Origin of the sequence: Fictibacillus arsenicus (genome assembly GCF_001999465.1) — a bacterium.
Taxonomy (GTDB): Bacteria; Bacillota; Bacilli; order Bacillales; family Fictibacillaceae; genus Fictibacillus; species Fictibacillus arsenicus.
On the sequence record NZ_MQMF01000002.1, the window covers coordinates 357912 to 372585 of the forward strand.

Consider the following 14674-nt stretch of genomic DNA (forward strand, 5'->3'; position numbering starts at 1 on the left):
AACGTACGAAATACGGCTGGTATTTAAAGGATACCTAAAGAAAAGGCTTTTCAGTGAACCTGGCAGCTCTTGAAAGTAGTTGATTTCCGCTCCAGGTTGCTCGCTTTCCACGGGGCGTGCGGTGAGCCTCCTGCCGCTTTGCGCCATTAGGAGTCTCCACCTGACCGCTCGTCCCGTAGGAGTCTCACACCTTGCGCTTCAATCAACTTGCAAAAGATGAGATAGAAAAAATCAAAAGCAACAATCTATTAAATAAGAGCATAAAAACAAAGAAAAACAGCTAAATGGTCAGCTGCTTTTCCTCGCTTTTTTGCTGTTCTAGTTTTAATGTGTTTCTCCCTGCTGCTTTTGCTTCGTAAAGGAGCGTATCTGCTCGATGTATAATATCTGCCGGACGTTCTTCCTTTTGATAAAAAGCAATTCCATAACTTAATGTAACGGGAAGTTCTCCATCCTTATGTATATACGGATACATTTGAAGGTGGGTATTAACCTGCAGGATCGTTTGTGTCACTTCATATTCAGATGCGGTTTCCATGATCCACGCAAATTCTTCTCCTCCATATCGATAAGCTTTACCTTCTTTTGCGGGTAAATATCGCTCGAATGCTGCAGCAACAAGTTTAAGGACTTCATCACCTATAACATGTCCGTGTTTATCGTTAAATTCTTTGAAATGATCAATATCACAAAGAACCAGCGCAAATAGGTCATTCTTTTTCGTTTTCTCTAAAACATCTTCCTGGAACTTTCGGTGGTTTAATAACCCTGTTAGATAATCCTGGAGAGATTGCAGCTGGTACATATTTTTTTCGAAATAATACTGTCTTTCTTTAGATGCGATTACCCCTCCATATAGAGCAATCAGCCATAAAAATGACGTATTCATAAAGAACTGAAAAAATTGTGCTGTCTCTTGATATCCTCCATCTCTTAAAAAGAAGTATAGAATAGCAATAAAACTGGCACCGCCAAGAATAAAAGAACCTTTTAATCTCCAGTAAAGGGCGGCATGAATAACAATCAAATATCCTACAGGCATAAATGGACTTTCCGAGCCTCCAGTCAGCTGCATGAGCCAAACATACGCAATATAATCGAAAAGAATTCCGCCTCTAGTAAAAATGAGGTAATAAAAAGACTTTTCAGGAGCTCTGTTTAAAACAATTTGTGTCGATGTCATGTAAAGGATTCCTATTGTAAAAAGGATCGGGAATGTTTCTTTGTTAAAATCCAAAACATCTGCGATCGGTTTGTAATAAAAAAGCGGTATACAAATGATAAGAAAGAACCATCGCAAAAGTGAGGAGATGGTCTCAGAACGATGTTCAGTGATAACAAATAAGTCTTTCATGCTGCCATCTTCCTTTGCATTTAGTTGCTATAATCAGGAAATTATAGCACATGGTCTTTCTTGCTTAATATTACTTAAAATTCCATTTAATAAAAATCATACATAAGTCTCAGAAGCTATGCTTTAACTTCTCTTTTATTGCTGTACATCCGTTCATCAGCAAGCTGCAGGTAATAGTCAATATTTTCACAAGCATCGTCTAACAGTTCGATTGCACCATATGCTAATGAAATAGATTTATTCCATGCCATCAGCTGGCTTTCCATCTTTTCAACCAGTTTGTATGCGGCTTCTTCTTTTATTCCCGGCAGCAAAAATACAAATTCATCTCCACCAAACCGGAACCCTGATAAAAGTTTTAATCGCTTAGATAACTCTGCAATCTGCTGTAAAAGCTCATCTCCAGCATGATGGCCATATTCATCATTGATATGTTTGAAGTTGTTTATATCAAACATGACGAGTGTAATCGGCACCTCTTGTTTTTGAGCTTTGCTAATTTCTTTTTCAAGACAATCATAGAAGTAACGGCGATTATATAGATTTGTAAGCGGATCACGAATACTGATCTCTTTTAAATCTTTAAACTGCTGAGATGAAAACCCGCTTAAGAAACCTGTAATCGCACGATGTGCTACCGTGTTCCAGCGGTCCAGCATAAACAGCTGCACCTGCAGCGAGTCGGTAACGGTTACTTTTTTCATTTCTTTCAGAACGGATTCTCTTATACTTGTAGAAAAACAAGCTAGTGCTTGATGAGGAATTCTCTGGTGCCTTAAGAAATGAATGCCTGAGCGGAATGCTTTCTGTTCAGCTTGCTTCAAGAAATTCTGAAAACGTTCTTCCTGCAAAAATACTGCATGTACGATTCCACGCAAAAATTTCTCTAATATCTTTTCATATTGTTCAACAAAACCGTTCATAAATGAGCTGAAGTCATCAAACTGGCTTAAATGTTCTTTATGTGTATGTATCATCGTTGGAATCGACTTCTTAAATTCCTTAAACAAGCTCTTTTTGAGTGTGCGTAATTCTAGTTGGAAGTTTTCCATTATTGCAACCCCTCAAATCTCAAAAATTTGCATACAAAAAGCCATTACCCTTAAATAAAGGGAAATGGCTTTTAATGTTTAATAACATTAAAATATTAATTTAATGTTTGACAAGCGTCGGAACTCATCTACAGTGACAAGCGAAGTCTTTATGAAAACTGTGAGTTGCACCCAATAATATCAGGTGGTGAATTGTTTTCATGATACTTCCATCCTGTCTTGTCAGATTAAATCCTATCACCTTTAAAACATCAATAATATCCGTTCCCCTTTGGCAACCGGCTGCCATTGTATGTTTCTTCATACTTTAGGCCCATAGCTTTGCGTCCCAGTTTTTCAACAGGTTTGCCTTTAAACAAAGGTTTTCTATTCGTTTATAGATATTATATCCTATCAAGGTAAATTGTGCCAATATTTTCTATAGGACTTTAATACTATTATTTATTACCCTTTTTTATGGATAATTTTAACTTACGATAGTACCTATACCCAACTCTGATCATATTTAAAACAAAATACGGAATCCGAATGGGAAAACGATAAAAAACAGGCTTATAAACCTTGAAATAAGCCTTTCGTAAATCCTTCCACATTCGGCAAGGTACTTTCTTATAAAAGTCAGAAACATCTACTATTATACCTTTTCCTTTTGAAATCATGACGTTCTTTCCATGTACATCATTCGGAAACAGTCCTCTTTTTTCAGCGTAATACAAAGCCTCATCAATATCTCGGATGACACTTTCAGGGATTTTGACCCCTTTATGAACACAATCATAAAGTGTGATCCCTTCTATTCTCTTTAAAATCAAAAATCTTTTTTCTGTATAATAGCAAACCGAATAGCCCGGATGTTCACCTAAACGTTCATAGACCTTCTTTTCTTCCAGAAGCCCACGCTCATCTCTGCCATAGATCTTCACCACATAAGACGGGTAGTCAGGATGATAAAATACCGCGGCATAATTGCCGCAGCCGAGTATTCTCCACGGAAAAGGTATATTCACAGGACATACTGGGTCAAACGGGTTGCGGCTTTCGATCATAATCTCTCTATTCAATTGTCGTGCCATTTGGATAAAACGTTCCATGTGTTTCCTCAATTTCTGATATTCTTCAGTAATAATATCATTCTGCATTACGTTTATTGTATACAGACAGAGTCAAAAAGGAAACTTAAACAAGGTTGTTTTCTTTAATTTTGTTGCGATTTGAAAGATGTTGATTTCCGCTCCAGGATGCTCGCTTTCCGCGGGGCGTGCGGTGAGCTTCATAGAAGGAACCTTGCTTCTTCGTCTACAAGTTAATGCTACCCTATGTGAGCTTCCTCGTCACATGCCTTACGAGAAGCTTAACATGTGGTAGGCACGCATCTTACGCTCCTATCAACTTGTCAATGAAGAGTCTTCATAAACGCTTTAGAAGAGAGCCTAAATAAAAGCAGTACTGATTATTTTGATGCTACTCGAAGATATGACAGCATGAGGGTTTCTGCTTTGTTTTTTAAGTGAACGTTTGGAAATCGCATAATTTCACGATAACCCCTGATAAATATCTCATATTCAGTAATATCATGATCTCTTCGTCCATCCATCACTTTAATTTTTCTTTTTTTAAGTTCAATGCGGACATCGTGAAGATCCTTGCTCACTTGATTCATAATCTGTTCCAACAATGCAATATAAGGCCGTTTTATTTTAAATGGGGAACGATTCACAACTTTTAAATCTCTGTCAAATAGAGTAAGCATAATCGGATACATCACAAATTTTTCAATGAGTGAACGTTCTTCTTCATTTCCATATTGCATGTCTATCCCCCCATTCTACGAAGGCAAAAATTTGAATTGCGCAGATAAAATATTTTTCAGCTCGAATGTTCTAAGTTGTTTGCGGACTGCGCAATAGGCTATTATTAATTTGCCGTCAAAAGAATATGGAGTAATAAGTCTGTGGCTGATCACACCTTTCTTTGATAAGTAGATCATCTCGATGGCTGCCCTCTCCTGGATGCATCTTAACAACATGTTCGTCATTAAAAAAACCTCCTTTTTTTTATTATATGCGAACAAACGTTCTTTTTATACAAGAAAAAAATACCTGCCCATAAAATGGCAGGTATTTATTCTTAAATCGGCTGTTGAGCGATTCCCATTGCTTCAAGCTCCTGATAAAGATTTCCTGAAATTGAGATACCTTCAAAGCTGATTCCTAATGATACAACTGTTTGTGCTAATTCTGGGCGCATTCCACTCAATGTAACTTTTACCCCTAAAAGTTTAAGTGAATTGATAACCTTAAACAGGTTGTGAGCAACCATCGTATCAATGACCGGAACGCCTGATAGGTCGATAAATAAATGTTCAACTTGCAATTCTGTACATTTCTGAAGAGACGTTTCCATGATTAATTTAGAGCGGTGTGTATCAATTGTACCGACAAGAGGCAGTACAGCTACAGTTCTTGTTAATCTGACAACAGGAACAGAAAGCTCTTCAATCGCCTCACGTGCTAATCCAAGGACTCTGTTGTTGTTTTCAACATAAGCAACACTGAAAGCATGAACTGTTTCATCTAATAAAGGATCAATAACAGAAGCTGCTTTAAGTACGGTCTCTACTGAAAAACTTTCATTATGAATCTCATTACGGATGAAATCCCATAATACAATCCGAAAGAATCGGGTGCTTTTCAAAGCCATGTCCAAAGGAAATTCGTATTGAACGGCAAGTTCGCCGCTCATCTTTCCCCACGCAATAAACCGAGGTTCAACATCCTCCATTTTTTGATAAAGTGCTTCCCCAAAATAACTAAATAAATCTCCTCGAAGCTTCAAAACCTGGTCAGTAAGCTCTGATACAGGTTCACCATACTCAGCTTTAACTTCATCAATTTTTCTGGCAAGATCGTATTTATGTGTAAGGATCTTTTGCCCCAATTCATGCAATTGTCGTTCCATCGTATCTATAATCCCCCTATAGAATAAAAAATGATTGCATACCACTTATCTATATACCATTATTATACATGAGTTAAACCTGTTTTTAGAATTTTATGTCGGATTTTGTTCTTTTACTAGTAAGGAGGTACTATGAAGATTTGGTTTGGGTTTATATTAGGTATTTTTGCAATGTCTCATTGGTCCACAAATGTTTTTGCCTGGGAATTAAAGGCCGAAACGATGAGTGAACGCATTGGGGCTGTTGGTTTGGGAGTTATTATTTTGTTATTCATATTACTGTCTATCTATAAACGATATCATTCTTCATTTTTTCATGGATTTATTGCTGCAATAGGATTGTTTTTAACAGTAGACAACATTTTGTTCCATTGGGTTTTTCAGCTGCACAGAGTAACGAGCGGGCCTGAAGCAATTGTGCTAGAACCATTATTTGTTATAGCAGGGTTTGGCTTAGTGTATTATACGTGGAAAAAAGAACAGCAGATCATCTAGTTATGTTCAATGTAAACAGCAAAACCAGCAGCTTTAGCTTTGGCTGCAAGTTTTTGTGCGTTCTCTCTGGATGAAAACGCCCCGATCTGCACTTTAAAAAGATTGTCTGGTGAAGTTGCTGTTTCTTTGAATTCATCATGATTGACCAGCCTTTTTTTTAATTCATATTTAACATCTTCAATAAAAAAAGGAAAGCTTTTATCGTATTGATGGAAACTGTTCAGCGGGTCTGTTCTTCTCTTCGGATCCAGCTGAAAATGTCCTTTGATGCAGATCTCTGGATTCCATTGATATTTCTCACACAAATAAGCAAAAAACCAAACATAGCGGTTGTAAGCTTCTGAAAAATTAATTGATGACCCATAGCACAACTCTACTCCTATCGCCCATTCATTGGCATCTGAAACATTTGATCGAACATGCCAGGCTTTTTCATGCAGTGGGATAATAACCAGAATTTCTTTATCGTCAATAAACACATGTGCAGAGGCTTCCAATGGTCTGCTGTTAAAATAGTTAAAATTTTGCCTGGCTGTTGAACCTGGGTTTCCTGTATCATGAGCAACTGCATAACGAGGAGTCCGGTTTCCGCCTGGACGCTGCTTAAGTTCCTTTTTGATATGCTGGTTTGTAATCAAGTATTTCTCCTTCAAAGCTACACCTCCAAATTAATAACCTTCATTTATAAATGTTTTTCTGCATAAAAAAAGAGCCATAACGGCTCAACTTTTTTACAGTTTTTGCGATCTTCGGTGTTCTTGTTAGTGTTTGATTATAGCTCCAGGATGCTCACTTTCCACGGGGAGGGCGGTGGGAGACTCATGGCGCTTTGTGCCTTAAGGAGTCTCACCTGCCCCACTTCATAGAAGGAACCTTGCTCCTGCGTCTAGTTAATGCTACCGATGTGAATTCCTCGTCGCATGCCTTGCGGGAAGCTTATCATGTAGTAGGCACGCACTTTGCGCTCCAATCAATTTGTCAATGAAAAAACGTAACAAAATACCTGAAGCTACAACTTTTTAGAAAAGGCTATTCTCACATTCCGCCCGGCGGCGATTGAGTTGTGATTGCCCAAATCCAGTAAGCGATACCTACTAAAAAACCAAAACCAAGAAGTACAAAAAACAATGTTGAATTCTTCATCTAGTATTCCCCTTAACCCTTTTACTTTCTTTCTTATTAAATATAAATTATCATATACTTAGAGAAGAAACAAAAAGCAAGGGTGTTAATATGGAAACTAACGAGCAATCCCAATCAAGAAATAATTTAGAACGCGAATTGGAAATGAGTTTACGCAGACTTTTTCGGACACTCAGAAAAGGTTTGAATGAAGTTTATACCGATTATATTCCCAGCAATGAATTTGCAGTTCTGCAGACTCTTCACAAGAACAGTCCTCTAATGGCTTCTGAGATCGCCAATGAATTAAAAGTTTCATCCAGCCATATAACAGCTGTTACAGACCGGCTTGTTGGAAAAAACTATATTCAGCGGGTACGTTCCGATTCTGACCGCAGAATCGTTTATCTCGAAATTACTGAAGACGGCAAGAAGATTGCAGATGAGATGGATCAAATTAAAAATGAGTATTTAGCTAAAAAGTTTACTCATTTATCAGAAGAAGAAATGAAGCTCATGGTAGCTGCTTCTACAAAACTGCTTGATTGATAGGCAGTTTTGCTTTTTTTAAATACTTCACTTTATTAATTATTTGTTAGATGAATAGGGGGAAACAGATTATGGAACATCTCGAACTCCGGCGAAAAATCATAATCATGATTTCTATTATGGCTGCCATGCTTTTTGCAGCTCTAAATCAGACGATCGTAGGGACTTCACTGCCAAGAATAATCGCAGATCTTGGCGGCGTTGAATATTATAGCTGGGTGTTTACCATTTTCATGTTAACATCCAGCATTACAGCTATACTTGTAGGAAAACTCTCTGATATATACGGCCGCAAGCCTTTTATACTTATAGGTATTGGAGTATTCACTGTCGGTTCACTGCTTTGTGGTGTTTCAGACAGCATCCTTGAACTAATCCTATACCGCGGTATTCAAGGATTTGGCGGAGGGATGATCATGTCAACAGCTTTTACAGCTGTAGGCGACCTTTTCCCTCCACGTGAGCGCGGAAAATGGCAAGGGATCATGAGCAGTGTTTTCGGATTGGCAAGCGTTTTCGGACCAACCCTTGGCGGCTATATCGTTGATCATTTCCATTGGCATTGGGTTTTCTGGATCTTTCTTCCGTTCGGGTTAGTAGCTTTTGCAGCTATTTATTTTCTTTTTCCATCAGTACAAAGAAAAGAAAAGGAATCTATTGATTATACCGGGTCGCTGCTTTTAACGATAACAGTAGTTCCACTGCTGCTTTCGTTCACATGGGCCGGAAATCAATATGAATGGCTATCACCTGAGATCATAGGACTTTTTGGGGTAACAATCGTTGCATTCATTTTGTTTATCCGTACAGAAAAACGTGTCAAGAGTCCTGTTCTTCCGCTTGAAATGTTTAAAAATAAAGTTTTTACTATCTCAAACATTATCGGATTATTCTTAGGTGCAGGAATGTTTGGGTCAATTATGTATATGCCGTTCTTTATCCAAGGCGTAATGGGCACGTCAGCTACAAAATCAGGGTTTGTTATGATGCCCCTGACACTTGCGATGGTTGCCGGAAGTACGATCAGCGGCCAGATTGTTACAAAGACCGGCAAATATAAAAAACTTGCCATGCTGGGATTATTCATCATGGCAAGCGGAATGACGAGTATGCATTTCATGGACACGGAAACTACGAATATGACAGCTACTCTAAATATGATTCTAGTTGGAACAGGTCTTGGAATCACGTTCCCTATCTTTACGTTAACGGTTCAAAATGCAGTTGAACATAAATATTTAGGGGTTTCCACTTCCTCTGTACAGTTGTTCCGTCAGTTAGGAGGAACAATCGGTGTTTCAATCATGGGAAGTGTAATGAACAACACACTGGCTGATCACTTCAGCGAAAATTCCCAAAAATTGATCGCTTCCACTCCAAATGTTACTTTTCAGATGAATGAACAAATTAAGGAACTGGCGAATCCTCAAGTACTGTTGAATCAAGAAGCTGTGATGGCAAAGTTCAGCAGCTTGCCTCCAGAATCTGTTGTTTTTTTAAAACAAGTCATGGAGATCCTGCGAGAATCGTTAAGCTATGCGTTAAATGGCGTCTTCCTGACAGGAGCACTCGTGATCGGAACTGCCCTGCTGCTTACGTTCTTCTTCTTAAAAGAAATACCGCTAAGAACATCAAACGAAAGCAAAGAAGAATTAAAAGATCAATCCGCATAAAGAAAAGACGCAGGAATTTGCCGTCTTTTTCATTTCTAAAGATGGTGTTCGCAAAGTGCATTAAGGATACTCTTGTCACTTCCGCATGATGCGTCTTTTTCAGGTGGACATTCTTTCGTGCAAAATATACTTTGTTTGGTTAAGAAGAGAAATTGTTCGGTTGTCCCACTTTTTTGTACGGTTAGCCATGATTTTTGTTCGGTCACAGATCCATTTGTACACTTCACGAAGAATGAGCAGCTTTAAAATCAAAGAAGCCAGAAGATTGCCGCTAGGATTAGTGGGACAGCTAAAAAGCTGTCTTATTTTATCAGTGGTTCTTTTGTTATGTTGTTTTCAGAAACAGTCATATGAACAGGGAAATTCATACTCCACATGCCAATATCTTTAAATCCAAGTCTTTTATAAATGGAACCTGCTTTTGGATTATCGTAGAAAAGGCAAAGTGCTTTTCCTTGTGAAAGAACATCGTGACAAAGTGCCTCCATGCATTGGGTTGCAAGACCTTGGTTTCTTTTTTCGGGATGTGAACATACACCAACGATCATAGCGGATAATGAATTTTCTGCAGTTGTTGAGGCGCATGACACGACAATTTTACCTTCTTTCATAAAATAAGTACGTCCAGTTTTTGTTTTCAGAGCCTGCTCCAAACTTTGTCTTGCAGTCGCTCTAATCGTGAATTCTTTTATCTGCAGTTTCAGTTCTATTAAAGAATCCACATCTTGAAGGCCAGCTTGCTGAATTCCCTCTCGGCTGCTGTTTTTATTTAACAAGCTATTATCTTTAAGTTCAGCAAAATACGTTTCTTTTGTTCGTTCAAACTTAACATACGGACGGAACTGTTCAGTAATCTCCTTTTTTCCAGAGAGCATTTCATATTTGGTGTCTTTGTTTATGATCTTTGAAAAATCCTTTGCGTTAATGGTTCCTTTAGCATATGGCAAATAGTTCCCCATATAGCGCAGAAGAATCCCTTGTATTTGTTCTTCATCATCCAGCTCTATCCAAATTTCCTGAAAATCAGTTTCATAGCCAAAATTCTCAATATCCGCAATGATAAATAGATTAAGAGCAGGTTCATCACTCAAATAATTCATCACTTTCTCATGCATTGTCTGATCTGCTTTAACAATCATTTTCCTGTCCCCTCTCCTATATTCCTATTAATTTTAGCTCCAATATGGAAAAATGCAACAATTTTATTCTTATCAAAAACAAAAAAATCCTGCAGCAGAACCTGCAGGATTCGAACGATCACCAAATCGTTTATTTTAAGAAAGCGTGATGATAGCGAACTGCTGCAACCGCATAATCGCCTCGGGAAACTGCTTTCGCCGGTTTGAATATTGCATGTACAACAGGTTCTAAATCGTAAGGTCCTTGTTCCACGGAGAAATATGCATTCAGCATGTTTAAATCTAATGCGAGCTGTACGTATCCTTTTAACTCTTGAGGAATATTGTCCGCATCATCAAGCGGAATACGTGCTTCTCCATATTGTACAGACAATGTTTCTGTTTGAACTTCCCCTGCCTGTTTTTCTAAACCGAGCGCTTGAACAAGAGAATAAGCTATTTCTGCCCGGTTTACTGAGCCGTTTGGAGCAAACTCAGTAGCAGTTTTAGGCAAAATAACTCCTTTTGTAGTTTGGTTAGCATCTCTAAATGCACCGCCACGAGCAGTTGCTGCGTTGATAAAAGGCGCGTCAGAAGCTGTTACATCTGTATAGTCATTTGTCTTAGAATCAATGCTTTGACGAATTTCCGTACCTGCCACTAAAAATTTAGCAAGTTCAGACCGAGTTAACATCTGGTCAGGTTTAAATGTTCCATCGGCATACCCATCTACGAGACGTTCACTTACTGCTGTTTGGATCGCATTTGCTGCTGGATGTCCGTTAATATCGGACAGACCTGTATATCCGCCTGCTGTTTTATACGTTATGGTTCCATCAACTTCTTCCGGCAGTCCAGCTCCACCTGTAGGGTTTTCTTGCGCGCCCCGCAGACCGCGTATTTCAAGCTTCCACTCTCCTGCTTTCGGTGCATCTACAACAACAGTCCTATCCGCTTCTAACGGGAACAATAATGAAATGCCTGAACTGAACTCATTGCCTGCAGGATCAATTAAAACAAGATTGATCGGATTCCCTGTCTCTTCGTCAATTCCATTTGCATGAATTTGTGCAACGAGCGTTGTTAAGTTTTCTTTAACCGTAAAGCTATGCTGGTTCGTTGACGTTAACTTTGAAGGGTCATACGTTAAGGCGAATTTTTCCTTAGAAGATGACATCTCAATATTGCTGTTAAATGTTCTCGCAGCATTAACGGTTTGTCCATATTGACCAGAATGTACGATTGCATCCATCGCTGCATATGCATTTACATATCCTGCGCCAACTTCCCAAGGTTCCATACCCGGTATGTTTGTTGCCGTTTGCTGAAGAATGGCTTTGATTTCTTGAGGAGAGAGGGTTGGATCAGCTTCAAGCAGCAGCGCTGTAATACCTGCTACATGAGGTGTTGCCATGGATGTTCCGCTCATCGTTGTGTAATAAGGAACATAAGCAGGCTCAATTCCTTCTGCATCCTCTGCGGCACCTAATGAGGAAACTGGAGCAATAACACGTGTTGAAACAATATCCACTCCAGGAGCAGTTATCGATGGTTCGTCTTTCCAAGTCCATGTTTTCCCATCCATTTCAAATGTTCCGCCAGTATTTTTTGTTCCTCGAGAGGAAAAGTCTGCAAGCTTTCCTGATTTCTCACCTGCCGCTACGGAAATAACCCAAGGTGCTTTTGAATAAGGATTGTGAGTATTTTCACCAGGACCAGAATTTCCTGCTGCGAACAATACGGTAATACCACGGTCATATGCGGATTTACTAGCAATATTGATTGGATGCTCAGGTTCAAAATCACCTGAGGACCCCCAGGAATTCGTAATGACACGTATATTATATTTCGCCTGGTGTGAGATCGCATAATCAAATCCACCAATACCATCCAAAACGAACAGTGCTGCCCCAGAACCATATCCAATTAAGTCAGCTCCTGGTGCTGCTCCTTCATATCTTCCTCCAGACATAGCCCCAGTACCACCAACTGTTCCGGCAACATGTGTGCCATGTCCTGAATTCGTATCTGTGTTCGGGACGTTTTCTTGATAGCTGATTGGCAATACACCAGAGATGGAGTGAAGGTTTGCTGAAGCCATTACATTTTGCACCAAATTCTTGCCTAATTCATGGTCTTTGTGTGTACCGTCTACACCACTATCATTTACGACAACCCCAATACCTTTTCCTGTAAAAGGAAGACCGCCATTTTTTTTCGTCATAGAGCTGTCTGTTCTTACCTTATCAACGCCTGTAAGTGCAGTTGCATCAGCATTAAAGTAGCTTAATTTTTCATTTAAAAACAATGAACGAACTTGGCTTGATTTAGCAAGTTGCTGAATCTGATCTGGATTTGCTTTTACCCCAGCCATAGGAAGTGTTTTTAGGGTAACCGCATTACTAATGCCCACTCCTTTTAATAATGCGAGCTGTTCTAGTTTTGGTGCACCTGTCCCATGGAACGTTACGATTACCTCCAATGAGTTTATACCTGAAATTAATTTATTCTGAAGTGACTTTCCAATAACCGCAGAATGCGTTTGTGCAGATGCCCTCCCAGGTTGATTAATAGGCAGAGCAAGCGATAATACCATAAGTAAGGCAAACAATACTTTAATACTTTTTCTCAAAGTGAATTCTCCTTTCGTTTTCTGAATTTTCCGCTTAGTCAAATTATCTCAAAAGTAAAATTTGAAAACTATTCACCATCGGTTGTAAAACTCTATAAAACTGGAACTATTTGCATATAGTACAAAAGAGTTAACTATGATAGGCAGCTATATTACATTAAGCCAAAAAAGCTAAACCAGCATAAGTAACTGATCTAGCTCTTCATTTTATTTTGCTAGAAAGGAAGCCGTGACAGCGTCGTAAGCGTTTATATAACCGGCTCCCGTTTCCCATGATTCATAACTATTCATAGAAGTTGCTGAGTTTACTAGAATTTGTTTAACATCACTTGGTGTTAATAGAGGATTTGCATCCAGCATTAGTGCCACAACCCCAGCAGCATGCGGTGCAGCCATAGAAGTTCCGCTTAGTGTTGTGTAATAAGGCAAATGAGCTGGATCGATTGTTTGAATATCTTGTGGTGTTCCGAGAAATCCTACAGGAGACGCAACACGTGTTGAAACAATATCTTTTCCAGGTGCGGTAATCGTCGGTTGGTCACGCCATAAAAATTCCATTCCATCAACGATTGTAGAACCACCAACATCTCGAGTTCCTCTTGATGAAAAATCAGCTAATGTGCCATCTTTTACACCTGCAGCTACGGTAATAACCCATGGTGCTTTTTTATAATTTCCGGTTATTGTATTTTCCCCTGGACCTGAATTACCTGCAGAGAACACAGTAACAATATTTCGGTCATACAACATTTTAGTAGCTATATTTACTGGGTGTTCAGGATCAAATGGTGTCCCCATGTCTCCAGTATCACCCCATGAATTTGTAATTACGCGTATACCATATTGTGCTTGATGTGTTAGAGCATAATCAAATGCACCGATTGTGTCTAAAATAGCTAGACCTGCACCGCTCCCATATCCGATTAAATCTGCGCCCGGTGCTACTCCTTCATATTTCCCGCCAGACATTACGCCAGTTCCGCCAACGATACCTGCAACATGCGTTCCATGACCAGAGTTGTTATCTGTTGCAGGGACATTTTCAACATACTGAACAGGTAAAATCTCATGTAACGCATGCAGGTTAACTTGTCCGGCAACATTCTGAACTAAATTTTTTCCGAATTCGTGATCTTTATGAGATCCGTCAACACCGCTATCATTAATAACGACTCCTACTCCTTTACCGGATACAGGAAGCCCGCCATTTTTTTTCTGAAAATCAGCATCTTCTCTAACTCGGTCAACACCAGTTAAATCAGTAGAATCTTCATTATCATACGTTAAAGGCGCGTTATAATAAACGGAAAGTACTTTCGAATTATCTTTCAATATTTCTAATTGCGTTACAGAAATCACTACACCAGCAATCGGCAAAGCATTCATAATGATTCCATTTTGAACACCTGCTTCTTTTAATGAGGTTTTAATCTCCGTTTGGCTCATTTCTTTATCAAAAGTGACAATCGCTTCAACAGCTGTATCCGTCGTTAATCTTTGTAAAAGTCTTTTGTCTAATGCAGGAGAACGATGAATCGGTTCAGCATGTGTTGGCAATACAGAAGGCAAAATTAAGCTTGCTGCAATAATGACAGAAGTTATTATTCTCTTAAAATTCATGGGTTCACACTCCTATTAATAGAATTTTCTAACAGTTTCTGTTATTATCTCAGCTGTTCTGAAGCATTTCTATTCACGATAAGTTTTATTTTTATAGTGCT

The 14674-nt window shown here is 39.0% G+C and carries 13 protein-coding genes and 1 riboswitch; of the genes, 3 read left to right on the forward strand and 10 right to left on the reverse strand.

Annotated features, from left to right (window positions below; all coding sequences use genetic code 11):
* Positions 1-280: 280 nt before the first annotated feature.
* The 6 genes from UN64_RS08895 to UN64_RS21370 all read right to left on the reverse strand — a co-directional run bounded on the left by UN64_RS08895 (position 281) and on the right by UN64_RS21370 (position 5364).
* Positions 281-1354, reverse strand: coding sequence for a GGDEF domain-containing protein (locus tag UN64_RS08895; RefSeq protein WP_077361832.1), 1074 nt, complete (start codon positions 1352-1354; stop codon positions 281-283).
* A gap of 116 nt (positions 1355-1470) precedes the next feature.
* Positions 1471-2406, reverse strand: coding sequence for a GGDEF domain-containing protein (locus UN64_RS08900; RefSeq protein WP_077361834.1), 936 nt, complete (start codon positions 2404-2406; stop codon positions 1471-1473).
* Between the two features lie 270 nt (positions 2407-2676).
* Positions 2677-2766: riboswitch (cyclic di-GMP riboswitch) on the reverse strand.
* Between the two features lie 77 nt (positions 2767-2843).
* On the reverse strand, positions 2844-3497 hold the full coding sequence (locus tag UN64_RS08905) for a serine/threonine-protein kinase (RefSeq protein WP_139343069.1): 654 nt from the start codon (positions 3495-3497) through the stop codon (positions 2844-2846).
* 359 nt (positions 3498-3856) lie between these two features.
* Complete coding sequence (locus UN64_RS08910; protein WP_077361838.1) at positions 3857-4216, reverse strand: YhjD family protein; 360 nt, start codon at positions 4214-4216, stop codon at positions 3857-3859.
* 15 nt (positions 4217-4231) lie between these two features.
* Positions 4232-4441 (reverse strand): WYL domain-containing protein, encoded by a 210-nt coding sequence (locus UN64_RS08915; RefSeq protein ID WP_077361840.1) that lies wholly within the window; start codon positions 4439-4441, stop codon positions 4232-4234.
* A gap of 92 nt (positions 4442-4533) precedes the next feature.
* Positions 4534-5364 (reverse strand): STAS domain-containing protein, encoded by an 831-nt coding sequence (locus tag UN64_RS21370; protein ID WP_077361843.1) that lies wholly within the window; start codon positions 5362-5364, stop codon positions 4534-4536.
* A 132-nt stretch (positions 5365-5496) separates the two neighbouring features.
* On the opposite strand from UN64_RS21370, the gene UN64_RS08925 reads away from it, so the two are divergent.
* Positions 5497-5859 carry a hypothetical protein gene (locus tag UN64_RS08925; RefSeq protein WP_077361845.1) on the forward strand — a complete coding sequence of 121 codons (363 nt, stop codon included), beginning with the start codon at positions 5497-5499 and terminating at the stop codon, positions 5857-5859.
* Here UN64_RS08925 and UN64_RS21375 read toward each other — a convergent pair.
* A complete protein-coding gene (locus tag UN64_RS21375; RefSeq protein ID WP_077361847.1) occupies positions 5856-6512 on the reverse strand; it encodes a peptidoglycan recognition protein family protein in 657 nt (218 codons plus the stop codon). The genes UN64_RS08925 and UN64_RS21375 overlap by 4 nt on opposite strands.
* Positions 6513-7092: 580 nt before the next feature.
* Here UN64_RS21375 and UN64_RS08935 point away from each other — a divergent pair.
* A complete protein-coding gene (locus UN64_RS08935) occupies positions 7093-7530 on the forward strand; it encodes a MarR family winged helix-turn-helix transcriptional regulator (protein ID WP_245801990.1) in 438 nt (145 codons plus the stop codon).
* A 71-nt stretch (positions 7531-7601) separates the two neighbouring features.
* Entirely contained in the window at positions 7602-9203 is a 1602-nt protein-coding gene (locus UN64_RS08940; RefSeq protein ID WP_077361849.1) for an MDR family MFS transporter, read from the forward strand.
* Positions 9204-9505: 302 nt separating this feature from the next.
* Here the strand turns inward: UN64_RS08940 and UN64_RS08945 are convergent, their stop codons facing one another.
* The 3 genes from UN64_RS08945 to UN64_RS08955 all read right to left on the reverse strand — a co-directional run bounded on the left by UN64_RS08945 (position 9506) and on the right by UN64_RS08955 (position 14573).
* Entirely contained in the window at positions 9506-10342 is an 837-nt protein-coding gene (locus UN64_RS08945; protein WP_077361851.1) for a GNAT family N-acetyltransferase, read from the reverse strand.
* 130 nt (positions 10343-10472) lie between these two features.
* Positions 10473-12953 carry a S8 family serine peptidase gene (locus UN64_RS08950; protein ID WP_245801991.1) on the reverse strand — a complete coding sequence of 827 codons (2481 nt, stop codon included), beginning with the start codon at positions 12951-12953 and terminating at the stop codon, positions 10473-10475.
* Between the two features lie 207 nt (positions 12954-13160).
* Entirely contained in the window at positions 13161-14573 is a 1413-nt protein-coding gene (locus UN64_RS08955) for a S8 family serine peptidase (protein WP_077361853.1), read from the reverse strand.
* Positions 14574-14674: the final 101 nt, after the last annotated feature.